Genomic DNA, 20,682 nt, shown 5'->3' on the forward strand with positions numbered 1-20,682 from the left:
AATGAACTTTTCATTCAAAAACGATTATGCAGAAGGTTGTCATCCGAACATCCTCAAAGCTTTGGTTCAATTCAATTTTGATCAGCAAAATGGGTATGGTTTGGACGAATATTCTCAATTGGCAGAACAAATCATCCAAGAAAAAATCAAAAGTGAAACTTCAAAAGTTCATTTTGTTGCGGGTGGAACCCAAGCCAATTTAATCGTGATTTCGGCTTTTTTACGACCGCATGAAAGTGTGGTTTCCGCAAGTACCGGTCATATTTTTACCAACGAAGCCGGAGCAATCGAAGCAACCGGACATAAAGTTCATTCGGTAGAAAAAGCCGATGGAAAGCTAAATCCGGAAGACATTCAGTCCATTTTAGATGGACATCAAAACATTCCACATCAGTTAAAACCAAAATTGGTTTACATTTCCAATTCGACAGAAATCGGAACGATTTATACCCAACAAGAATTAGAAGATTTATCAAAATTCTGTAAAGAAAATGAATTGTATTTGTTCATGGATGGTGCGAGGTTACCACAGGCTTTGATGGCATTTGGGAACGATTTGAATTTGGAAGAAATCGCAAAATTGACCGATGCTTTTTATTTAGGCGGAACCAAAAACGGTGCGCTTCTGGGCGAAGCAATTGTGATTAACAATCAGAGTCTACAACCCGAATTTGGTTTTCATATTAAACAAAAAGGAGCGATGCTCGCCAAAGGAAGATTGCTTGGTATACAGTTTTTGGAATTGATGAGAGGCGATTTGTATTTACAATTGGCGGCTTATGCCAACGCCAAGGCGATGTTGCTCAAATCTGCATTTACGGAAATCGGATGCGAATTTCTAACCGATACGTTTACCAATCAGATTTTCCCGATTGTTTCAATCGAACAAGCTGAAAATTTAGCGGAGCATTTTGATTTTTACCAATGGAAAAAATTGGAAAATGATAAAGTGGCGATTCGCATCATTACTTCTTGGGCGACCAATGAAGAGGCGGTTGAACAGTTCGCAACGAAAATCAGAGCATTAAAGTCCTAAATTACTTCAGTTTGATTTAAATATAAAACTTAACAAATTGATTTATAGGAAAATATGGATTTGAATTAATTCACTTCAACCTTAAATCTTAATGTTATTAGATCAAATTAAGGTTGATTATTTCTTCTTAAATCGTAACAAAACAATTTTATCGTGAAATAATTTAAGTTCATTTCCGGAAACTTCGTAGGTATTGACCTGCGTCAACAAATCCAAAAATGCTTTTTCACCATCCATTTCCGGACAAGCCATCATCGTAGAACCCGGATTGGCAAATTTCATGCTTTCCGGTAATAGCGTAACAGCTGAAAAATAGCGGTTGCAACCCGCAAATCCGACCGCTTGTAAACCATTGTCATTGATAAAATTCATGGAAACTTCTTGGTCGTTGTAACTGACTACCGTTCCGTTCTCGTCTTGTAACAACCAAGTGCTGGATTCAATCAAGGCTTTTACTTTTCCGAAATCTGCAACTGGAGAAGTTTTGCAAGAGCTTAAAAACAAAGAAGTTATGACCAAAAAAAAGATTGTTTTTTTCATGATTTTCAATTTTAATTTCTCAATTCAGCATTGAAATTGGTTTGAAAGTTACGAATTAATTCATTCATTGTTTTTTCTATTTCGGCATCACCGAGGGTTTTTTCTTCATCCTGCAAAATGAAACTCAATGCATAGGATTTTTTTCCTTCCGGTAATTTATCGCCTTCATAAACATCAAACAACTGAACCGATTTCATCAATTCCAATTTCAAATTTTGAGCCGAAGTAAACAATTCGCTATAAGAAATCCCTTTATCGATCAATAAAGCTAAATCACGCTTCACAGCAGGGAATTTCGGGATGTCTTTAAATTTCAATTGGAATTCTCCAACCAGTTCAAGTATCAAATCCCAGTTGAATTCTGCGTAAAAAATTTCTTGACCAACATCCATTTTCTTTAAAATTCCTTTGGAACAAATACCTAAAACACCCAATTCCTTTCCATCTACTTGAAGTGAAATCGCTTCAGCATAATTGGAATTTGTATAAGGAATTTCTTTGATTTCAGTGATTCCTAAACGCGTCAAAACTTCTGTGACAACTCCTTTTAAGGTAAAAAAGTTGGATTTTACCGTTGGATTTGCCCAATTTTCAGCTGATTTATTTCCTGATAATAAAATCGCTAACTGGTAATTTTCCTGATATCCACTATCAGTTTTATTGTAAATCTTTCCAAATTCAAAAAACTTAAGATCTGAATTTTTTCGATTGATGTTATACGCCGTATTTTCCAATAATCCCGGTAACATCGATTGGCGCATGACCGACAAATCTGAACTCAAAGGATTTAAAAGTTTCACTCCGGTAGATTCATCTAGTCCAAATATTTCTTGGTATTGAGCTTTTACAACCGAATTGTTCATCGCTTCATGAAACCCAAGAGAAATCAAAGTTTGCGCCGCTACATTTTCAACTCTCTGCGCATTTTTCTCCAGATTTTTTACCGGAGTAAAAGCAATTTTTTCCGGTGTTTTGATTTTGTTGTATCCGTAAATCCTTAAAATTTCTTCGATCACATCTACTTCACGTTGGACGTCAGCACGATAAGGTGGAATAGACAATTCAAGGGTCTCGTTGGATTCTGAAATTACCTGAATATCAAGCGATTCCAGTATTCCTTTGACTTGTTCTCTGTGTAATCTTTCACCCAGCAATTGATCCAATTTATGGTAACGCAAAACGGTTTTGAAATTTTCAATCGGAGTAGGATAATGGTCAAAAATCTCTCCAACGACTTTTGCATCGGCCAATTCGACCAATAAAACAACGGCTTTTTTCAAAGCTTGAATTGTCATATTGGGATCAACTCCTCTTTCAAATCGGAAAGAAGAATCGGTATTCAATCCATGTGATTTCGAAGTTTTTCTAACTGTAATCGGATCAAAATAAGCACTTTCCAAAAAGATTTTATTTGTGGATTCGGTTACGCCGGAATCAATTCCGCCATAAACACCTGCGATGCACATTCCTTGTTTATCATCACAGATCATCAATTCTGATCCGTTTAATTCTCGTTCAACACCTTCCAAAGTTTTGAATTTACTTCCTCTTTCTAGCGTTTGAACGATGATTTTATTACCTGAAATTTTATCGGCATCAAAAGCATGCAAAGGTTGACCCAAATCATGCAAAATATAATTGGTGATATCGACAACGTTGTTGATGGGGTTCAAGCCAATGGTTTTCAACCGATCTTGCAACCAATTTGGAGATGGTTTTATGGTCAAATTTTCCAAATAGATTCCGGCATATCTTGGTACCAACTCCGGATTTTTGATTTCGATTTGGATTGGGTTTTTTCCTTCTGTTTTGATTTGGTCAAATTCTTCATTCGAATTTAAAGCAATCAATTCTGATTTGAGTTTCAAAACATTTAGCGCAGCATTTAAATCACGTGCTACTCCGAAATGGCTCATGGCATCAGTTCGGTTGGGCGTTAATCCGATTTCGATTAATGTATCGGTACTGGGTTTTTTTATAATTTCTGAAATTGGTGTTCCAACTTTATGAGAAGGTTCTAGAACCCAGATTCCATCATGGTTTTCACTTACTCCCAACTCAGCTTCGGAACAAATCATTCCAAATGAAGCAACATTTCTCAGTTTGGCTTCTTTGATGGTAAAGGATTTTCCGTCTGGTGATGTCAAAACTGTTCCCACAGTCGCAACCGGAACTTTTTGTTCTTCGGCAATATTGGGCGCTCCACAAACGATTTGTAGTGTTTCTGTTGTCCCGACATCTACTGTTGCTATTTGGAGTTTGTCAGCATTGGGGTGTTTTTCAAGCGTCATTACTTTTCCGACGACTACACCTTCTAAACTTTGGTTTTGGGTCCCTGTTTTTTCAATAGATTCAACTTCCAAACCGGTATTGGTAAGGATTTCACCTATTTTTTGGACTTCCAAATCCGTTTTGATATAAGTAGAAAGCCAATTGTATGATATTTTCATTTCTTTGTGTGATTAGTGAATAGTGATTGGTGAATAGTGATTGATTCCAATTAATAGGATCCTAATTTCTATTTACGAATCACTAATTACTGAATTAAGCATTTAACATGACCGGCATCACGAGCATCAAAATTTCTTCTCCTTCTTCCAATCCATCTACGGGTTTGATGATTCCGGCACGGCTTGGTTCGGACATTTCGAGGGTGATATCGTCTGATTGTAAATTGTTCAATACCTCGATTAAAAATTTAGAATTGAAACCGATTTGCATATCGGAACCATTATAATCACATGGTAGTCTTTCTTCTGCTTTGCTTGCAAAATCAACATCTTCTGCGTGAATGATTAAGGAACTTCCTGATAATTTTAAACGAACTTGATTGGTAGTTTTATTGGAAAACAAAGCAACTCGTTTCAAGGAAGTCAAGAAAAGATTTCGGTTGATGGTCAAAACATTTGGATTTTCTTTTGGAATTACCGCATCATAATTTGGGTATTTTCCATCAATTAAACGACAAATCAAAACGATGTTTTGAAAAGAAAATCGAGTGTTGGTTTGGTTATATTCGACTTTAACATCCTCATTACTACCAGACAAAATGTTTTTCAATAGTGTCAATGGTTTTTTCGGCATGATGTATTCGGTAGCTTCTGCCGAAGGCAAATCTTTTCTTGTATATTTCACCAAACGATGCGCATCTGTCGCTACAAATTTAAAATTGTCTTTTCCTGCCTGGAAGAAAACCCCGGTCATCACGGGACGAAGTTCATCATTTCCGGTTGCAAAAAGCGTTTTGGAAATCGCTTCTGAAAGGATTCCGGCTTGCAAAGTTGAAACTGCGGCTTCCTGAACTTCAGGTGCTTGCGGATATTCATCTGCAGCTTCCAAAGCGATTTGGTAATTACCTTGTTCTGAGACGATTTCCATCAGATTATCTTCTTTTTGAATAAAAGTCAAAGGCTGGTCTGGGAAAGTTTTCAAGGTATCCAAAAGAATTCTGGAAGGAACAGCGATTTTTGCATTATCAGCTGACTCAACTTCAACTATTGTTGAAATCGTGGTTTCCAAATCGGAACCGGTGATTTTTAATTGATTTCCATCCAATTCAAATAAAAAATTATCTAAAATCGGCAAAGTATTATTGGAATTGATAACGCCACTGATTAAGTTGACATTTTTAAGCAAACTGCTACTGGATACGATGAATTTCATCTGTTTATTTTTTATTTGGTTTTTAATTCTCAGATGGAATGTCCCAATTCATTTTAGTCAATATTACAACTATCAGCTAATGGACATTTCATAGATTTTTGAATTTCTAAATTCTGACTGACAAAAATAATTCTTTTGATGTGAAATGAAAGGATTCGGCCGAAAATATATTAACAAATTCATCTATTTTCGATATTTTTGAGAAGTTTTTTGATTTTTACATCATGAATGTTCGTTTTATTTTTTCCTTTATTTTTTTGACCATTTTATTTTCATGTCAATCCCAAATCAAAATCGCTGAAAACCAATCTGAAAAAGCCGTGACCGAAACTCCCGATTCATCCAATTCATCTTTTGTTCAACCAAAAGATCCGCTTTTGGGAAAATGGCAATTGGAATATCTAAATCCGGCAACGGGGAAGGACATCAAACATTATAAAATCCAAAAACCCTATTTGAATTTTGTGGACCACAACAAAGTTGCCGGAAATAATGGTTGTAACAATATTTCTGGCGGATACGAAGCGGACCAACAGAAAATAGTTTTCCATACCGAGAAATTCGGTTCAACGCGCATGTTTTGTCAAGGTGTAGATGAAAAAGTTTATTTAAATGCTTTGGCTTCCATTACCAAATACTCCGTTATCGAAGACGGAATGAAACTCGTACTTTCCGCCAACGATGAAATCGTTTTGGTTTTTAACAAAGTGTTTGAAAACCAAAATACCCGATAAAAGAAAACCCTGATCAAATCAGGGCTTTTCGTTTTAGTGTATCGCTTTGATGATATCGTGTTTGGTGATGATTTGATGGTTTCCATTTTCCAATTCCACCAAAACCGCCGAATTTTCTTTGTTGATTAACTTCGAAATTTCTTCGATTTTTGTTTCCGATTTTACAATAGGGAATGGTTTTCCCATCACTGATTTTACTGATTTATTCGCCAAATCTTTGTCTTCAAAAAACAATTTGAACAAATTGGATTCGTCAAGAGATCCTACAAAACCATCTATATCAACAACCGGAATTTGGGAAATTTCAAATTTTTTCATTCGCTCGATCGCATGCGAAACCAATTCTTCCGTTTTTACGGTTACCAATGGTTGATGCACATGATCTTTGATCAAATCGGTAGCTTTTTTGATTTCTTCTTCCAGAAAACCGCGCTCTTTCATCCAATCGTCATTGAACATTTTTCCGACATAGCGGCTTCCATGATCGTGAAAAAGTACAACCACCACATCATCTGGCTTGAATTCGTCTTTCAATTGCAAAACACCTTTGATGGCTGATCCTGCAGAATTTCCTACAAAAATTCCTTCTTCTTTTGCAATTTTTCGGGTGTAAACCGCCGCATCTTTATCGGTCACTTTTGTAAACCCGTCGATCAAAGAGAAGTCCACATTTTTTGGTAAAATATCTTCGCCGATTCCTTCCGTGATGTAGGGATAGATTTCGTTTTCGTCAAAAATTCCGGTTTCATGGTATTTTTTAAATACGGAACCGTAGGTATCCACTCCCCAAATTTTAATATTCGGATTTTTTTCTTTCAAATATTTCCCAACGCCGGAAATCGTGCCACCGGTTCCAACGCCCACTACAAAATGCGTGATTTTTCCATCGGTTTGTTCCCAAATTTCGGGTCCGGTTTGTTCATAATGCGCAATGGAATTGGAAGGATTATCGTATTGGTTGACATACCAGGAATTCGGAGTTTCTTCTGCCAAACGTTTGGAAACTGAATAATAAGAACGTGGATCTTCGGGTTCAACGTCCGTCGGACAAACCACCACTTTTGCTCCAACTGCGCGCAAAATATCCATTTTTTCTTTGGATTGTTTGTCGGAAATTACACAAATCAGTTTGTATCCTTTGATAATCGCACCCAAAGCCAAACCCATTCCGGTATTTCCGGAAGTTCCTTCGATAATGGTTCCGCCGGGTTTGAGTCGTCCGTCGGCTTCTGCATCCTCGATCATTTTCACCGCCATTCGGTCTTTCACGGAATTTCCGGGATTAAAGGTCTCGACTTTTGCGAGAACCAAAGCCGGAATTTCTTTTGTGATTTGGTTGATTTTTACCAATGGCGTGTTACCGATGGTTTCAAGTATGTTGTTGCAATAGTTCATCTTTCTGTTTATTGGATTGCAAATTTAGGGAATATTTAGTTTTGGTAAATGGTAAATGGTATTTGGTAGAAATTATAAAGTATTAACCCGTAGTGCATTATAAAAAAGGTTACTCATAATACGAAAATTTCGTATATTGTATTGACTACCAATCTAATACATTATGAATAACCTAGATGCAATTTACGATTTTATTTTAAAGGAATTAAGAAAATTAACCATCAAAGAAAATTTTTATTTCAAACCAATTAAACCAAAATTATCTGATTTAGAACTCATTGAAATAAATATTTCTGCAGAATATTATCGATAGATTCAGAATATCAGTTGTTTAGATACCTCTCTAATTCAAAACTAAAGGGAATGATTGAGAGAAGTGTGTTTAATCGCAGAAAAAGAAAGCTTTTCTTACACTTGGAAAATATTAGAAAACTTATGGTTGCTAAATTTAATGAGATGGAAACCACTTTTATTGTAGATTCGATGCCTTTAGAAATCTGCAAAAACGCAAGAGCGAACCGCTCTAAAATTTGTAAGGAAAATGAATTTTCGTTTCCCAGCAAAGGTTATTGCGCTTCTCAATCGAGTTATTATTATGGTTACAAATTACATGCAGTTTGTTCTGTTTCCGGAGTTTTCCAAAGTTTTGATATTTCTACAGCAAGCATTCATGATATTCATTTTTTGCAAGATATCAAGCATCAAATGAACAATTGTACGTTGATTGGAGACAGGGGTTATTTATCCACCCAAGTGCAAACAGATTTGTTCAATTATGCGAATATAAAACTGGATACACCCATGAGAAACAACCAAAAAAATTATCAAAAACAAAAATATATTTTCAGAAAATCCAGAAAAAGAATTGAGACTTTATTCTCTCAACTTTGCGACCAATTTAAAATCAGAAACAATTACGCAAAATCTTTTAACGGTTTTAAAACAAGGGTATTGAGCAAAATAACAGCATTAATTTTCATTCAGTTTGTAAATGTTTTTGTTTTCAATAGAAAAATGAATAGACTTAAAATTGAATTAATTTAATAATGCACTACGAGTATATTTAATATAAAAATAGGACCAACTAAGAACTGAGCAATGTTAATTTAATTGAATTTTTTATTTCTATTCAATGAATAGTTTTAATAAATAATTTTAATTAAAAAATTAAATGATGGTTTAGTTTTTGATTTTAGGTAAATAATTATTAAAATAAATCTTTTTGTTATGAGTTTCATCGACAATGTAAAATTAACAGCAGAGCTTATTAAAGCAAATTTTTCAGAAGGTATTGATGATGGATATGATCATTCCACAACTTCTGCAGGTAGAAAAGGATTACGATCAGGTCGGGTTTCTGAACTGACTGCAATGGCAGATTTGAAGCCCGGCGGCGCTGATAATCTCCGAAAAATTATGGAGATTGCAAATGGTAATTTGAAAGGTGCTACAAAAGTTGGAACCTTACACGATTTACGAATTGTTCTTTTTGATAATGATACTAAGATTTTGTTCTGTACAGCTTATGATGGGGATTGGGATGCTTATATCGATGATTTTGCAACCAAAATTCCCCAATTGATGGATATTATTTTTGGAAATGTGGAAGGTTGGCCTGGAATTAAAGATCCAACAGTTAAAGATTTTATTCTTAGCAAACAGATTACTGCGACAGGTTGGTATGTGGGAGTACCACATCTTACTGTAAACGACATTAGACGTAACGATAAGATTATTACTGGCTTAAATAAAGCCATTGACGATTCTAATAAAATTGAAAAATAATTTTTAATAAATAAATTATGGCATTTGATTTTATAAAAAGAATTTTCAATTTGGACAAAGTTAATATAGAGTTGAAGGAAATTCAATCTTTAATTTTGAGAAGTAGGCCAATTCCTTATTTTGGAACAGTAGCATTATTAGAAATCAAGGATAAAGAAAGTGCGAAGAAGATGTTGAAAGATTTGATTCCATTAATTGATTCTGCAGAGGAATGGAACAAAAACGAAGGAGCATCTGTATTCCTAACTTTTACCTATAAAGGTTTAGAAAAAATTGGTGTACCAAAAGAAAGTTTAGATTCTTTTCCGGAATCTTTTAAAGAAGGAATGGCTAAAAGATCGTCTTATCTTTATGATATTGGCGTAAATGATCCCAAAAATTGGCAGAAAGAATTTAAAAATCCTAACATTCATATTGCTTCTGCAGTGATCTCCAATAATGAAGCCGATTGGAAAAGCAAATTGGAAGAATTTCGTACTAAAATTTCGGAAAACAATGGAGTTGAAGTTTTGGTGAGTGAAGATTTTGGTGCTACAGAAGAGGTGAAAAATGTTTTCGGTTTTCGCGATGGAATCAGTAATCCCGAAGTTGAAGGTAGTGGGATTGATGTACCTCAAGGTTTTGACCGCCCGATTGCAGCTGGCGAATTTATATTAGGTTATCCAGGAGAAGGTGATATTACAAAACCTTTTCCTCAGCCGGACATTTTAGGGAAGAATGGGTCTTTTATGATTTTTAGAAAATATCAAAGCCAGGTTGCAGAGTTTAACCAGTTCATTAAGGAAAATAGTTCTTCTCCAGAAGAAGGCGAACTTTTGGCTGCGAAAATGGTAGGCAGATGGAGAAGCGGAGCTCCACTAGTTTTATCGCCAGAAAAAGATGATAAAGTGCTTGGAGAAAATCCTGAAAAAAATAATAATTTTTCATTTAAGAACGATGAGTTTGGAAAAAAATGTCCTTTCAGTTCTCACATCCGCAGGATGAATCCGCGAGATTCCAAAACTTTTGTCTTGGAAGATGAAAGGCTTCACCGCATTATACGTCGCAGCGTAACTTTTGGGGATATTGTTCCGCCGGAAGTGACAAAAAATGACGGTAAAGAACGCGGTCAATATTTTATGGGAATTAGCGCGAATGCAATGGGGACTTTGGAATTTTTGCAAAAACAATGGATTAATGATGGCAATTCACAAAATCTGGGTAGTGAAAAAGATCCTATGGTTGGTTTGCAAGATCAAAATAGTTTGTTCAGTATGCCTGCAGACCCGCTAATAAAAAGATACCGAGGTTTACAAACTTATAATATCGTGAAAGGTGGTGAATATTGCTTTATCCCAAGTCTTTCAGCTCTCAAATGGATCAGTGAATTAAATTAATACTTATAAAAATTTAACTATTTTTTTTTTTTAAAATCACTAACAAAAAAATCTAATTGCATGGAATACGTTAAATATGATTATAAATTGGAAGAAATTCCTGAAAATTTCGAAGAGTATATCAATAAAATTAATAAGGATATTGTAGATTATATTCGAAACACGCCGCAACTAAGCCGCGCTCATAATTATACAAGAGATGCGCACGCCAATGGCTATGCAGCATTAAAGGCAGAGGTGGAAATTCTGCCTAATTTGCCTGAAGAATTGGCTCAAGGTATTTATAAAAATGCAGGAAAACACGAAGCGGTGGTTCGTTTTTCAAACGGATCCTCTCGTGTGTTGCCTGATAAACTAAGTGGAAATGCGCAAGGTTTTGCACTTAAAATTTTTGGAATTGAAGGCAAAAAAGTTGCTCCTGGTGAAGAGTCATCACCAAATGTGGATTTCAACCTAATCAATAATCCGGTATTTTTTTGCAATACTGCGGAACATTATGTTTTCATCTCCAAACTGTTTCTTAAAATCACCGATTTTTTTGAAAAAGGTGCATTAGGAAAATTGGAATTTGCTTCAATCTGGGTTACAGAAAATAAAAAAGCTTTCCCAAATTTCGAAGCATTAAAAGAATTAGCCGCACTAAAAACTTTTGAAAAAATCCCATCAATTAACAGTTTTTTATACAAGTATTACAGTATGGGCGCAGTTCGTCACGGAGATTATATGGCAAAAGTAAGAATTGAACCTACTGACGAAACGAAAAACTTAATTATTGATAAGGATATTGATATTGACAGCGAAGATTGGCCTTACAGAAAAGCTATTATTAAAGAGATCGCAAAAAACGATCTTACATTCAATCTACAAATTCAATTATGTAACGATTTGAAAAAAATGCCAATTAATGATCTTACAGAAGAATGGTCTCAAGAACTATCGCCATTTCGCACGGTAGCTAAAATCAAAATATTTAAACAAGAAGTTCCTGAAGATGGTAATTTTAATGTGATGGACAATCTTTCGTTTACGCCGTTTAGAACTCTAGAAGAAAATCGTCCCATAGGTAATTTGCAAAGTACGAGAAAATCGGCCTATGTAACCTCTTCAACGACCCGTCACGAATTAAATAACAAAAAAAGAAAAGAGCCAAACAATTTGCAGGAGGCATTTGATGAGAAATTTTATCAGAAATAGTTTTTATATTTACACCCGTAGTGCATTATAAAAAAGGTTACTCATAATACGAAAATTCCGTATATTGTATTGACTACCAATCTAATACATTATGAATAACCTAGATGCAATTTACGATTTTATTTTAAAGGAATTAAGAAAATTAACCATCAAAGAAAATTTTTATTTCAAACCAATTAAACCAAAATTATCTGATTTAGAACTCATTTCAATAAATATTTCTGCAGAATATTTATCGATAGATTCAGAATATCAGTTGTTTAGATACCTCTCTAATTCAAAACTAAAGGGAATGATTGAGAGAAGTGTGTTTAATCGCAGAAAAAGAAAGCTTTTCTTACACTTGGAAAATATTAGAAAACTTATGGTTGCTAAATTTAATGAGATGGAAACCACTTTTATTGTAGATTCGATGCCTTTAGAAATCTGCAAAAACGCAAGAGCGAACCGCTCTAAAATTTGTAAGGAAAATGAATTTTCGTTTCCCAGCAAAGGTTATTGCGCTTCTCAATCGAGATATTATTATGGTTACAAATTACATGCAGTTTGTTCTGTTTCCGGAGTTTTCCAAAGTTTTGATATTTCTACAGCAAGCATTCAAGATATTCATTTTTTGCAGGATATTAAGCATCAAATGAACAATGGTATATTAATCGGAGACAGAGGTTATTTATCCACCCAGGTGCAAACAGATTTCTTCAAATTATGCAAAATCCTTTAATGGTTTTAAAACAAGGATATTGAGTAAAATAACAACTCTAACTTTTATCCAATTTGTCAATATTTTTCTTTTTAACAGGAAAATGAACAATATAAAAATTACATTGGTTTAACAATGCACTACGAGTAAGTATTAAATATTTTGTATTTGATTTTAAGTTCTTCAAACATTGAACTTTAAATTTTAAACCTTGAATCAAAAATAGCCCGGATGGAAGTGGATATCCTTTTTCCGGAGGCGAGAATTTTTGTGCAGAAAAAAGAGTGGAAATCTATTGAACTCCTTTTATCTGCTGACAAAAAACGAGAAATTGGAAAAAGATAGAAACGAACAGCCGGAATTGCTACAAAAAAAAAACGGCGAGAATTTCTCCCACCGTTTTATTTTTATGGCTAATTACCAATTACTTTTTACTAATTACTAATTTAGATATGAATCGAATGTCCGTAAGCATCTTCCACTGCTTCCATAATGGCTTCTGACATCGTCGGATGCGGATGAATGGATTTCATCAATTCGTGTGCAGTCGTTTCCAATTTACGTGCAACAACCGCTTCTGCAATCATTTCCGTTACACCATCTCCAACCATATGACAACCTAGAAATTCACCATATTTCGCATCGAAAATCACTTTTACAAATCCGTCTTTTGAACCATTTGCAACCGCTTTTCCGTTGGCAGAAAATGGGAATTTTCCGACTTTTATTTCGTATCCGGCTTCTTTTGCTTTGGCTTCTGTATATCCGACAGACGCAATTTCCGGCGAACAATACGTACATCCCGGAACGTTATTGAAATCAATCGGTTCCACATGTTCGCCTGCAATTTTCTCTACACATAAAATCGCCTGTGCAGATGCCAAATGCGCCAAATCCTGACCATGAACCACATCGCCGATCGCATAATATCCGGCAACGTTGGTTTGGCAATAATCGTTGATTTTGATTTTTCCTCTTTCGGTTTGGATACCAACGTCTTCCAGACCTATATTTTCAATGTTTGCTACTACACCAACTGCTGAAAGTACGATATCAGCTTCCAAAGTTTCTTCGCCTTTTGCAGTTTTAATTGTTGCTTTCACGCCGTTTCCTGAAGTGTCAACAGCCGTAACTTCTGAACTGGTCATGATTTTGATTCCGGCTTTTTTGAAAGATTTTTCCAATTGTTTGGAAACATCTTCGTCTTCTACTGGAACGATTCTCGGTAGGAATTCGACAATGGTTACATCGACTCCAAGCGTATGGTAAAAATGTGCAAATTCAACGCCGATCGCACCGCTTCCTACGACGATCATCGATTTGGGTTGTTCCGGCAAAACCAAAGCTTCGCGGTATCCGATTACTTTTTTTCCATCTTGTGGCAAAGCCGGTAATTCACGGGAACGACCACCGGTTGCGATGATGATATGATCTGCAGAAATTTCGTTGGAAACACCATCATCACCTTTTACCATTACTTTTTTTCCGGGACGAACTTTTGCTTCACCTTTGATGACTTCGATTTTATTTTTCTTCATCAAGAATTGAACACCTTTACTCATCGTGTCGGCAACGCCTCGGCTGCGCTGAACGATGTTTCCAAATTCGTAAGTCAAATCGCTTGGTTTGTTGAAACCAAATTCCTCGGCGTGGTTAAAATATTTGAAAACCTGCGCACTTTTTAAAAGCGCCTTGGTCGGGATACAACCCCAATTCAGACAGATTCCGCCTAATTCGGCTTTCTCTACGATGGCTACTTTTTTTCCCAACTGTGCTGCTCGGATGGCTGCTACATATCCGCCGGGACCACTTCCTATGACTACGATATCAAATTTCATCTGTTATTTATTTATTCTAATTTGAGCGCTAAATTAAGAATTATCGTAGGAATTATCTCCATGTTGTGGAATTTTATAAATTTGGATGGAAGATGGAAGATGGATGATGGAAGATGGATGATGGAGGTTTGATGTAGGATAATATTTATATTTTGCTAATCACTATTCACCAATTACTAGTTACTAGAAAGATACATGAAATTATTTTTTGAAAATATATCTGACGAACTAAAAGTGCCGATGGATTTTCCGTTGGAAGCGGTTCTCGAACAAGCTTTGGAGATTTTTGAACAATTACCGGAAGACGATGGAAGCAGTTTCGGAATTGTGAATGATCAAAACATCGTCGTTCAATTCTCCAAATACAATAAATTTCTTTGGCTCGTCGAAATTCCAGATGTTCCCAAAAATGGTATCCATCAATGTACTTGCAACCGAAATCAATGCATCCGATTGATTCAAGAACTTTTTTCAGGCGCTGATCCTTTTTCGGTTTGTGCGTTTACGTTTGAGAGTTATCTTTGACTTAGAAAATAGACGATAGAAAACAGATTAAAGATATTTACGAGCCGTAATTTGTGAGGGGATTTTAATCAATATACCATCCAATTACACCATTGAAGAATTGAAAAATTACCATCAAATGCCCAAAGCCGCTAAATATTATAGGTTTCCAATTAAATTTTTTTCTCTGTAAAATGGAATAAATGATTAATAATATAATCCATAGTAAAAATGAATATCCCCATAAGTCTGATGTAGGATCAATGATTTTTCTATAAGACTCATAAAAATCAAGATCTTTAGGATCGGGATAATTATATGATGGTAATCTTCTTAAAATTATTGCTGCGTGAAAATAAAAGGTTAATAATGGAATGAGAGCTACCCAAGGTAATATACCTAATCCATAAAATATTCTGTTCCAATTTTTCATTTATTGAAAACGAATATTCTACAAAAATATTTCAACCAACTTCTTACTTCGAACGTCGTAAATCATACCTCAAACCACCAACTCCTCAAACAATCTCTCCAATGTTTTCTCTAAATCCTCTGTAAATCCGGGATGCGGTCGAGAAGTTTGGACACAAGAACTTCTGACAGCGGTCATCCAGCGGAAGCGGGAAGGAGCATCCATTTTGGAAATCGGTCCTCCATTTGAGTCAGCGTTTGCGATGGATTCAAAGGATTTTAAATTCAACTGAACTTGTTCGGGATCCAATTCCGTTTCAAAAGCAGCAAACTTTTTTGCGTTGAAATAGGTTTTGACCAATAGTTTTTTGGCTTGTTTCGAATAGATGAGAATTCCGGCGTTGATGAATTCTTCCCGTTCTACTTTTGGGAAAATCCGGATGACGGCATATTCATATAAGATTTTGTCTTGCATTTTGGGCTTCTTTTATAAATATTTCCGTGTTTTCCAATCGCAATTTCATAAAGTCAAAATAGACTTTTCGAATCGTTTCCGGTGTCAAATCCGGATCGAAATTCAACCATTCGTCCGGCAATTCATTCACCAAATCCATTAAAAATGAATCGGTTATTAACTGTTTGAATGTTTCATCTGCTTTTTCCAATTCGCTTGCTTCTTTCAAAAGAACATGGTCTTTGATAAAGGCAAACGGACTTTTTGCGTGTTTCTCCCAATTCTCCCAACTATGGTGAAAAAAGAAAGCAGAACCATGGTCGATGAGCCAAAGTTCTTTGTGCCACATCAGCATATTGGTGTTTCTGAAAGTCCGATCGACATTGGTAATGAACGCATCCATCCAAACGATTTTGGAAGCCAAATCGGGATCGACTTTCATTACATTTGGGTCATAATTGATCGCGCCGGAAAGAAAATGCAAACCGAGATTCAAACCTTGGCTGGCTTGTAATAAATCTTGAATTTCTTCATCGCCTTCCGTTCTACCAAAGGCTTCGTCGAGATGGAGTAAAACCAATTCAGGAATTTTAAAACCTAATTTTCTAGCGATTTCGCCTCCGAGGAATTCGGCTATCAAAGCTTTTTCTCGATGGCCGGAGCCTTTGAATTTGACGACGTATTTAAAGTCATCATCAGCTTCGGCTAAAGCAGGTAGGGAACCTCCTTCGCGAAGTGGCAAAATATAGCGCGTCAGATGAGCGGAACGTAATTTCATATAGGATTAAATCGAGTTTAATATTACGATAAATTTATTAATTATTGTGTTGCCAAGCGTTCAGTCGTGAGAGATAAACCGGCGCCATATTGGACAATTCTTTCATGATATTCAAAAAATTTCCGTTTGCATAAAAAGTCGGAATTTTTGTGGTTTCGTAGGAGAAATAGACAAATTCTCTGATTTTCTCTTGCGGAATTTGGAGTTCATTCATGAAATATTCGTCACCGAAATATTCACGAATGTGTAGAATTTTGGTTTCCCGACCTTCAAAAGCGTATAAATTCTGTCTTCGGCGCAAATCTCCAGAAAAAACTTCGTAAAGTTTATCCACGTTCAAATGAAATGGAGAAACGTCTTTCCACATGGTAAAGTCAGATGAATCGCGGAGTTTAGAGGCATCGGGATTTACGCCGAGTTCTTTGTACAAATCGGCAATAGGATCTTTTCCGGGTTTGTAATTTGCGGCATCGATGTCGAGAAATCCGGTGAGTTTGGGCATGATGACGGCTTCGTCGAGCGCAATGGGTTGGATGTTCAGATGGATATTCAGAAAATCTTTTTTCATCAAATTTTCTGTAAGATAGAACCGACGAGACTCGTAAAAAGTAGATTGTATGAGCAAACTATCTCCAGCTTCAGCTCTGAGTGAAAAACTCCCTGTCAAATCGGTAATCGTTGTGAATTTCGTACGGGAATTGGTGATGTAAATTCCTTCCGGAGAAGCATCATTTAGGTCGATGATGATGACACCATGAACGATTTTTTCTTGGGCTTGAATTTGAGAAAAAATTAGAATAGCAAATAAGAAAAATACGGGTAATCTCATTCAGTCAGCAATTTTGAATTCAATCGATTTAAATAAATGATGCTGTATTTGGTCAATAAATTTTCTGCTTCCACGTATTGATTTTTCTTGATTTTATCGTAAATATCGGAGGATTCATACACAAAGTAAATGAATTCTTGAATTTTATGTTGAGGGATTTTTAAAGAATCGGTAAAATAATTTTCTTTCCAATTGGATTGAACCCAGTTCATTTCATTTTGTTTGCGTTCAAATAGTTTGTTGGCTTTTTGCTTTTTGTTATAACCATTGATCGCGCCGATTACTTTATCAACTGAAATTCCTTTCCGTACAGATCTACCAAATGGACTGGGTTTGGGAACTTCTTTTTCTTGAATACCTAAATTATTATAAACGATGGTGGCTTTGTCCACATATTTGGCATTTTTGGCATCTTTTGCTAAATCGCCGGTCAATTTAAAATCGGAAATTTCCGCTAGTTCTAGAACGATGATTTTCGGGTTGAGATGAATGGTAACCTGACCATTTTGAAAAATAGTAGGAGAGATGGTGAAATTACGGTTTTCATAAAATTCGGAATGAAATTCCAATACGTCACCTTCCGAAATCAGCATTTCAGCGATTCCTTCTGTATTGGAGAATTTTGTTTGTTGGGTGCGTGAGTTAGTAATGTAGACGCTTCCCGGGTGTTCTTCTTGCCCATCATCTATAATGACTTGAACTTTGATGTTTTTTTCCTGAGCGAGAGCAACACCCAAAAAGCTAAAAAAAACTACTAATATGAGATTGTTTCTCTGCATACTTAACGACAAAGTAATGGAATTAGTATTTGCGAATTTTTCCTTTAACAAATTATTGGCTACGATTTGTCAAAGCATTAAGAATTCCATTCCAACGTTGCTTGCGGATGAATCTCCCTTCTTCTTTTGTAACTATTTTATTATCAGAGCTTAAAAGATGATTTGTGTAGCTTTTTAAAATAGAAAAAAGGTTCAAAGGCTGTTTCGATTTCCAACTCGATTTGGCTGCTGCGATGAAAGAAATGATGAATCCATAATCCATTTTATAAAAACTTTCTCCCATTTTTTGAAGATGAATTTTTTGATAATTCAGGCCGGTAGGTTTTTGCAATTTCACTTCCAATTCAGGTAAAACTTTCACCTCAAATCCATGGTATTTTGCCAATAGTTCGTCGACAGTGTCCCAACCGATGGATTTTTTCAATCCGCCAATTTTTTCAAAACAATCTTTTGAATAAGATTTAAAAGGTCCTCGTACCTGTTTTTTGTTACCAATTTTTTCGTACACCCATTTTCGGTTTTGCTCTACAAAAGCCAATCCTCCTGCAATTCCGATTTTGGGATCTGATTCAAATGCTGCCAAGATTTCTTCAAAATAGTTGGAAGGCAAAATCACATCGGCATCCAATTTTACGATGACATCCCATTCATTTTTAAGATGTTCAAATCCTTTATAAAAAGCATTGACGATTTTACTTCCGGGAAGATGATCGGTGGAATGATTTTCAGAATTGATCGATTTTATGAAAGAATAATTTTGAGCGAATTCTTGGATGATTTTTTCTGAATCATCGGTCGAATTATCATTGACCACGATGACTTCTTGAGGTAAATGGGTTTGGTTCACGATAGAATTCAAACAATTAGAAATGTATTTTTCTTCATTGTGAACAGGAATGATGATGTTGTATTTGAACTTATTTTCGTTCGGCATAAACAGCATAATAGCGTGGTGTAATTTTTCTAAGCAAAGGTCGGACTCCGATTTTACCGGCAGGGTTTGTCCATTTTTTACGGAATTTGATTTCCCATCCGGTTTTTTCCAAAAGCCTATCCAATTGCCAATCGGTAAATTCATGGTAATGCCAGTCTCTGATGTCGTTCATATTTCGATAAGGCGCTGCAAACCAAAGCTGTAATGGAACGGTAATCAATAATTTTTTCCCAGGCAGATTTTTTAAAACCGAATATGGATTTAGCAAATGTTCCAAAATCTCAAAAGCCGTCACAACATCAGCATCGATTTCTTTTAATTGTAGAAATTCATCATCTAAATCTTCACCGTCTGTATTTTGAACTTGATAGCCTTTTTCTCTGATCAAATTGGACAAAGGATTTTCTACACCCAAATCCAAAATCTTTTCGTCTTTAGAAATAAATTTCTCTACCAAACCCAGCGTGATAGCGTATCTTTTTTTTGGAACTTTTTTGTACATCGAGCCAAAATTAGCGTATTTGGTTATATTTACATACAAACATTTTAGAAATGAAAAAATTGAAATGGATTTTCTTGTTAATTCCTATCATAAGTTTAAATGCCCAATCAAATTTAGATGAGGAAGAAATAATAATCCAGAATATGTGTGATTATTTAAATAAGAACAAATTACAAAATGATTCCATAAGAGTAGAAAATGCAAATGTCAATTATTTGTATCCCTACCTTGAAAAGCAAAATGAATCAGATATTAATGGAATTATTGATCGTATTTACTATAGATATCAAAAACAATGTCCTGAATTTATGGCCATTCTTGATAAAGTAGATCCTTTAGATACTAATGAAGCTACATATTTAAACCAACCTGAAAAGTCAGTTATTTCTTCTAAAGGATTACGAGAATTTATAAATCATGAAAATTATTATTACCTTTTTAATAAGGAAATCACAAATGTTGAAATTTCAAATGGAGAATGGGTTGAAAGTTTTGAAGATGGCACATTTTCAAAAACCAAATTAGAATGGTTAAATGAGCATTCCTTTAAACTAATCTTTATTGAAAGTAATAATATCATGAAAAACGCTTACAGTAGAGTTGGAGAAGAATATTATTATGAAATCATCAAAAAAGAAGAAAATTATTTCATCCTTCAAACACCAAACAATCAAAATAAGTATTTACAATTCAAATTGTATATTAAATGATTACTGAAAATAAATACCGTCTCCGCTTAAATGCCCGAATCATCGGTTATGCCGAAGAAACGCAAGACGGACTTTTGTTCAAAGGACGTGAGCCGCTTTGGTGGATGCGTGGAAAACCCAATTATAATCAGATCGATAAATTTGTCGGAATTCAGGATAAGTTTCATCGGGATATTTACGAAAAAGATTTGGTGAATTACAGGATCAATGCGCAGGATCAAATGCGCAAAGGTGTAATTCTAACCAACGAAGCAACCGACCAATTTGGTATATTGGATCTAGAGTCCCAACATTTCACCGATTTATTTGTCAGTGGAATTTGCTTGTTCCAATCTGAAAAAATGGAGATTTATTCGCATCTGTTTAACCATCCAGAATTGGAAGCACTTTTGGATATTGATTAAGTTATAGAGTGGGAGTGTTTTGATTTATTGAGTGGGAAAGTTGTTGAGTAATTAATTTACAGTCCATCTACCATCCACCATCATCCATCATTTTTCCCCAACATCCAACAAAATTA

At 35.3% G+C, this 20,682-nt stretch carries 20 protein-coding genes and 2 pseudogenes; 10 read left to right on the forward strand and 12 right to left on the reverse strand.

Annotation, left to right across the window (positions count from 1 at the left end):
- Nucleotide 1: 1 nt before the first annotated feature.
- The gene (locus HU137_RS08255) at nucleotides 2-1,036 is read left to right on the forward strand and encodes a threonine aldolase family protein (RefSeq protein ID WP_182043372.1); all 1,035 of its coding nucleotides are present in this window, start codon (nucleotides 2-4) and stop codon (nucleotides 1,034-1,036) included.
- A 117-nt stretch (nucleotides 1,037-1,153) separates the two neighbouring features.
- Here HU137_RS08255 and HU137_RS08260 read toward each other — a convergent pair whose 3' ends face one another.
- From HU137_RS08260 to dnaN, 3 genes are all read right to left on the reverse strand, one after another.
- A complete protein-coding gene (locus HU137_RS08260) occupies nucleotides 1,154-1,576 on the reverse strand; it encodes an META domain-containing protein (protein ID WP_182043373.1) in 423 nt (140 codons plus the stop codon).
- 11 nt (nucleotides 1,577-1,587) lie between these two features.
- Complete coding sequence (gene pheT, locus HU137_RS08265) at nucleotides 1,588-4,026, reverse strand: phenylalanine--tRNA ligase subunit beta (RefSeq protein WP_182043374.1); 2,439 nt, start codon at nucleotides 4,024-4,026, stop codon at nucleotides 1,588-1,590.
- Nucleotides 4,027-4,120: 94 nt separating this feature from the next.
- On the reverse strand, nucleotides 4,121-5,239 hold the full coding sequence (gene dnaN, locus HU137_RS08270; RefSeq protein ID WP_182043375.1) for a DNA polymerase III subunit beta: 1,119 nt from the start codon (nucleotides 5,237-5,239) through the stop codon (nucleotides 4,121-4,123).
- Between the two features lie 224 nt (nucleotides 5,240-5,463).
- On the opposite strand from dnaN, the gene HU137_RS08275 reads away from it, so the two are divergent.
- Nucleotides 5,464-5,973: an META domain-containing protein gene (locus HU137_RS08275; RefSeq protein ID WP_182043376.1), complete on the forward strand. Its 510-nt coding sequence runs from the start codon at nucleotides 5,464-5,466 to the stop codon at nucleotides 5,971-5,973.
- Between the two features lie 33 nt (nucleotides 5,974-6,006).
- Here HU137_RS08275 and HU137_RS08280 read toward each other — a convergent pair whose 3' ends face one another.
- Nucleotides 6,007-7,368: a pyridoxal-phosphate dependent enzyme gene (locus HU137_RS08280; protein ID WP_182043377.1), complete on the reverse strand. Its 1,362-nt coding sequence runs from the start codon at nucleotides 7,366-7,368 to the stop codon at nucleotides 6,007-6,009.
- A gap of 163 nt (nucleotides 7,369-7,531) precedes the next feature.
- Here HU137_RS08280 and HU137_RS08285 point away from each other — a divergent pair.
- From HU137_RS08285 to HU137_RS08305, 5 genes and pseudogenes are all read left to right on the forward strand, one after another.
- Nucleotides 7,532-8,412: pseudogene (locus HU137_RS08285) on the forward strand (IS982 family transposase).
- A gap of 183 nt (nucleotides 8,413-8,595) precedes the next feature.
- On the forward strand, nucleotides 8,596-9,153 hold the full coding sequence (locus tag HU137_RS08290) for a hypothetical protein (RefSeq protein WP_076549609.1): 558 nt from the start codon (nucleotides 8,596-8,598) through the stop codon (nucleotides 9,151-9,153).
- Between the two features lie 17 nt (nucleotides 9,154-9,170).
- Nucleotides 9,171-10,529, forward strand: coding sequence for a Dyp-type peroxidase (locus tag HU137_RS08295; protein WP_182043378.1), 1,359 nt, complete (start codon nucleotides 9,171-9,173; stop codon nucleotides 10,527-10,529).
- A gap of 60 nt (nucleotides 10,530-10,589) precedes the next feature.
- On the forward strand, nucleotides 10,590-11,723 hold the full coding sequence (locus HU137_RS08300; protein WP_182043379.1) for a catalase family protein: 1,134 nt from the start codon (nucleotides 10,590-10,592) through the stop codon (nucleotides 11,721-11,723).
- A gap of 91 nt (nucleotides 11,724-11,814) precedes the next feature.
- Nucleotides 11,815-12,556: pseudogene (locus HU137_RS08305) on the forward strand (IS982 family transposase).
- A gap of 313 nt (nucleotides 12,557-12,869) precedes the next feature.
- On the opposite strand, the gene lpdA reads toward HU137_RS08305, so the two are convergent.
- Nucleotides 12,870-14,261, reverse strand: a complete 1,392-nt coding sequence (lpdA, locus tag HU137_RS08310; protein ID WP_182043380.1) for a dihydrolipoyl dehydrogenase — start codon at nucleotides 14,259-14,261, stop codon at nucleotides 12,870-12,872.
- A gap of 195 nt (nucleotides 14,262-14,456) precedes the next feature.
- Between lpdA and HU137_RS08315 the strand changes: the two genes are divergently transcribed.
- Entirely contained in the window at nucleotides 14,457-14,786 is a 330-nt protein-coding gene (locus HU137_RS08315) for a hypothetical protein (protein WP_182043381.1), read from the forward strand.
- Nucleotides 14,787-14,850: 64 nt separating this feature from the next.
- On the opposite strand, the gene HU137_RS08320 is transcribed toward HU137_RS08315, so the two are convergent.
- The 7 genes from HU137_RS08320 to HU137_RS08350 form a co-directional block, all read right to left on the reverse strand.
- Nucleotides 14,851-15,198 carry a hypothetical protein gene (locus tag HU137_RS08320; RefSeq protein ID WP_182043382.1) on the reverse strand — a complete coding sequence of 116 codons (348 nt, stop codon included), beginning with the start codon at nucleotides 15,196-15,198 and terminating at the stop codon, nucleotides 14,851-14,853.
- A 69-nt stretch (nucleotides 15,199-15,267) separates the two neighbouring features.
- Nucleotides 15,268-15,651, reverse strand: coding sequence for a DUF3037 domain-containing protein (locus HU137_RS08325; RefSeq protein WP_182043383.1), 384 nt, complete (start codon nucleotides 15,649-15,651; stop codon nucleotides 15,268-15,270).
- Nucleotides 15,629-16,408 carry a HipA family kinase gene (locus HU137_RS08330; protein WP_182043384.1) on the reverse strand — a complete coding sequence of 260 codons (780 nt, stop codon included), beginning with the start codon at nucleotides 16,406-16,408 and terminating at the stop codon, nucleotides 15,629-15,631. The genes HU137_RS08325 and HU137_RS08330 overlap by 23 nt, the downstream gene beginning before the upstream one ends.
- A gap of 37 nt (nucleotides 16,409-16,445) precedes the next feature.
- Nucleotides 16,446-17,237, reverse strand: a complete 792-nt coding sequence (locus HU137_RS08335) for a hypothetical protein (RefSeq protein ID WP_182043385.1) — start codon at nucleotides 17,235-17,237, stop codon at nucleotides 16,446-16,448.
- Nucleotides 17,234-18,016, reverse strand: coding sequence for a hypothetical protein (locus HU137_RS08340; RefSeq protein ID WP_182043386.1), 783 nt, complete (start codon nucleotides 18,014-18,016; stop codon nucleotides 17,234-17,236). The genes HU137_RS08335 and HU137_RS08340 overlap by 4 nt, the downstream gene beginning before the upstream one ends.
- Before the next feature lie 52 nt (nucleotides 18,017-18,068).
- Nucleotides 18,069-18,950, reverse strand: coding sequence for a glycosyltransferase family 2 protein (locus HU137_RS08345; protein ID WP_182043387.1), 882 nt, complete (start codon nucleotides 18,948-18,950; stop codon nucleotides 18,069-18,071).
- A complete protein-coding gene (locus HU137_RS08350; protein ID WP_182043388.1) occupies nucleotides 18,934-19,452 on the reverse strand; it encodes a class I SAM-dependent methyltransferase in 519 nt (172 codons plus the stop codon). Before HU137_RS08350 ends, HU137_RS08345 begins: the two co-directional genes overlap by 17 nt.
- Nucleotides 19,453-19,502: 50 nt before the next feature.
- On the opposite strand from HU137_RS08350, the gene HU137_RS08355 reads away from it, so the two are divergent.
- Nucleotides 19,503-20,162 carry a hypothetical protein gene (locus HU137_RS08355; protein WP_182043389.1) on the forward strand — a complete coding sequence of 220 codons (660 nt, stop codon included), beginning with the start codon at nucleotides 19,503-19,505 and terminating at the stop codon, nucleotides 20,160-20,162.
- Nucleotides 20,159-20,566, forward strand: a complete 408-nt coding sequence (locus tag HU137_RS08360; protein WP_182043390.1) for a hypothetical protein — start codon at nucleotides 20,159-20,161, stop codon at nucleotides 20,564-20,566. Before HU137_RS08355 ends, HU137_RS08360 begins: the two co-directional genes overlap by 4 nt.
- Nucleotides 20,567-20,682: the final 116 nt, after the last annotated feature.

Source organism: Moheibacter lacus (assembly GCF_014042165.1).
Classification (GTDB): domain Bacteria; phylum Bacteroidota; class Bacteroidia; order Flavobacteriales; family Weeksellaceae; genus Moheibacter; species Moheibacter lacus.

What these genes read in the sequence shown, in the direction of transcription:
- HU137_RS08255 (WP_182043372.1), top strand. Translation starts at nt 2, where the DNA reads ATGAACTTTTCATTCAAAAACGATTATGCAGAAGGTTGTCATCCGAAC.
- HU137_RS08260 (WP_182043373.1), bottom strand. Translation starts at nt 1,576, where the DNA reads ATGAAAAAAACAATCTTTTTTTTGGTCATAACTTCTTTGTTTTTAAGC.
- pheT (WP_182043374.1), bottom strand. Translation starts at nt 4,026, where the DNA reads ATGAAAATATCATACAATTGGCTTTCTACTTATATCAAAACGGATTTG.
- dnaN (WP_182043375.1), bottom strand. Translation starts at nt 5,239, where the DNA reads ATGAAATTCATCGTATCCAGTAGCAGTTTGCTTAAAAATGTCAACTTA.
- HU137_RS08275 (WP_182043376.1), top strand. Translation starts at nt 5,464, where the DNA reads ATGAATGTTCGTTTTATTTTTTCCTTTATTTTTTTGACCATTTTATTT.
- HU137_RS08280 (WP_182043377.1), bottom strand. Translation starts at nt 7,368, where the DNA reads ATGAACTATTGCAACAACATACTTGAAACCATCGGTAACACGCCATTG.
- HU137_RS08290 (WP_076549609.1), top strand. Translation starts at nt 8,596, where the DNA reads ATGAGTTTCATCGACAATGTAAAATTAACAGCAGAGCTTATTAAAGCA.
- HU137_RS08295 (WP_182043378.1), top strand. Translation starts at nt 9,171, where the DNA reads ATGGCATTTGATTTTATAAAAAGAATTTTCAATTTGGACAAAGTTAAT.
- HU137_RS08300 (WP_182043379.1), top strand. Translation starts at nt 10,590, where the DNA reads ATGGAATACGTTAAATATGATTATAAATTGGAAGAAATTCCTGAAAAT.
- lpdA (WP_182043380.1), bottom strand. Translation starts at nt 14,261, where the DNA reads ATGAAATTTGATATCGTAGTCATAGGAAGTGGTCCCGGCGGATATGTA.
- HU137_RS08315 (WP_182043381.1), top strand. Translation starts at nt 14,457, where the DNA reads ATGAAATTATTTTTTGAAAATATATCTGACGAACTAAAAGTGCCGATG.
- HU137_RS08320 (WP_182043382.1), bottom strand. Translation starts at nt 15,198, where the DNA reads ATGAAAAATTGGAACAGAATATTTTATGGATTAGGTATATTACCTTGG.
- HU137_RS08325 (WP_182043383.1), bottom strand. Translation starts at nt 15,651, where the DNA reads ATGCAAGACAAAATCTTATATGAATATGCCGTCATCCGGATTTTCCCA.
- HU137_RS08330 (WP_182043384.1), bottom strand. Translation starts at nt 16,408, where the DNA reads ATGAAATTACGTTCCGCTCATCTGACGCGCTATATTTTGCCACTTCGC.
- HU137_RS08335 (WP_182043385.1), bottom strand. Translation starts at nt 17,237, where the DNA reads ATGAGATTACCCGTATTTTTCTTATTTGCTATTCTAATTTTTTCTCAA.
- HU137_RS08340 (WP_182043386.1), bottom strand. Translation starts at nt 18,016, where the DNA reads ATGCAGAGAAACAATCTCATATTAGTAGTTTTTTTTAGCTTTTTGGGT.
- HU137_RS08345 (WP_182043387.1), bottom strand. Translation starts at nt 18,950, where the DNA reads ATGCCGAACGAAAATAAGTTCAAATACAACATCATCATTCCTGTTCAC.
- HU137_RS08350 (WP_182043388.1), bottom strand. Translation starts at nt 19,452, where the DNA reads ATGTACAAAAAAGTTCCAAAAAAAAGATACGCTATCACGCTGGGTTTG.
- HU137_RS08355 (WP_182043389.1), top strand. Translation starts at nt 19,503, where the DNA reads ATGAAAAAATTGAAATGGATTTTCTTGTTAATTCCTATCATAAGTTTA.
- HU137_RS08360 (WP_182043390.1), top strand. Translation starts at nt 20,159, where the DNA reads ATGATTACTGAAAATAAATACCGTCTCCGCTTAAATGCCCGAATCATC.